This is a genomic window from Vibrio sp. Vb1574 (genome assembly GCF_033338675.1).
Map to the genome: position 1 here is coordinate 1 of NZ_JAWOTC010000183.1, position 1,471 is coordinate 1,471.

Sequence of the window (1,471 nt, forward strand, 5' to 3'; positions counted from 1 at the left end):
TCACCTTGAATCGTGACACTAGGAACTTCAAACTGGTTTTCGTATCCATCGCCGCCATCAAGAATATCCACCGTTAAAGAGGCATCATCGTTCAAACCTTCAATTGCCTCTAAGGTAATATCCAATGTTACGGAGGTGGTGTCACCGTCTGAATCTGTTGCATTAACTAACAATGGTATATCCAGGATTTGATCTTTTGACAGATCGAAAGAGCGATATAATTCAAAGGAATACTCTATTTCACTACTCGACTCTAAAGGTAATGTGGATAATAGTTTCGATTGAAAAATATTTACTTCCACCCCACCTTCTAAGATATAGCCAGTAATTGTCGTACCGTCATCAGACAGACGGTAAAGCAACTCACTTTCACTACTCACTAATGTGGGCTGGTTTAATTCGCTAAATCGAAGAGAGTCAACATAATCACTCCCGATATCGAGTTGAAGGCTCCCAGTCTTAAAGATTGCCCCACTTTCTAGATTAATCTCCTCCATTGCAACAACAGTCAAGTTGCTCAACGTAGGATCAACACCATCTTTCAACACGAAATCAATTTCATTCTCTACAAGCGGTGTGGAGTCTAGATCTGTCCCTCCAATGGTCAGCGGGAAAGTGACCGTATCACTACTATTGAATTGATCGATAGGATGAGCAAGAGTAAGCGAGATTGAAGCTAGTACATCGTTACCCGACTCAATGCCACTCAATGTTAACGTAAATACAGTGACACCATTCGCAAATGCTGTGATTTGCTTTCCACTGGGACTAAACGTGTAGCTAAGCTCATTATCAGAGACTGAGCTTGTAAGCCCTAATGCCTCTAACTTAGTAATGGATGCCCCACCAAAATACAAACTAGTCGGATCAGGGTTATCAGAGCCAGCAATCACATTAACACTGCCTTCGGTGGTTAATAATGCCTCTCCCAGAGGTACTTCTGCTGCGTTTATAGTAGCACTGCCTACATAACCCGCTTGGCCATCTATAATGTCGATAGTTGCGGTTGCTACACCGTAATCTTTTGAATCATCGGCTGCGAGATAATCAAAAACGAGACTTTGCTCAACCGTGTGATCTAAGTTGCGACTGGCATTCAACTGCCAAGAGCCATCTGAAAATACGGTTAATTCACCCTTCTCTAGACTAAAACTTACTGAGCCACCATCAGGGACAGACTGGATCTCTCCTCCGGCTCTGACATATCGAATGTACAAGTCACCATCAATATCAATGTCATTCTCCAGTACATTGCCAGAAATGACTTGGCCTTCGGTTACACTATATGACTCATTTGCGATCACTGGGTCGGCATCACTGATGACGATTTCTAGGGGGGCCACAACCGTCTCTTGTGTACCGTCAGCATCACTTTGAATGCTCTCAACCAATAAGTTAGTCACCAGCTCATCTTGACCTACACCATGATCAATCGCTTCATAAAAAGTAATTTGAACCGTACCATCATCAT

Annotated in this window: 1 protein-coding gene; it reads right to left on the reverse strand. The window is 42.9% G+C overall.

Features of this window, described 5'->3' with window-relative positions; genetic code table 11:
* Positions 1-1,471, reverse strand: a 1,471-nt coding sequence (locus R7O12_RS24650; RefSeq protein WP_248394460.1) for an Ig-like domain-containing protein, incomplete at both ends; no start/stop codon positions are given.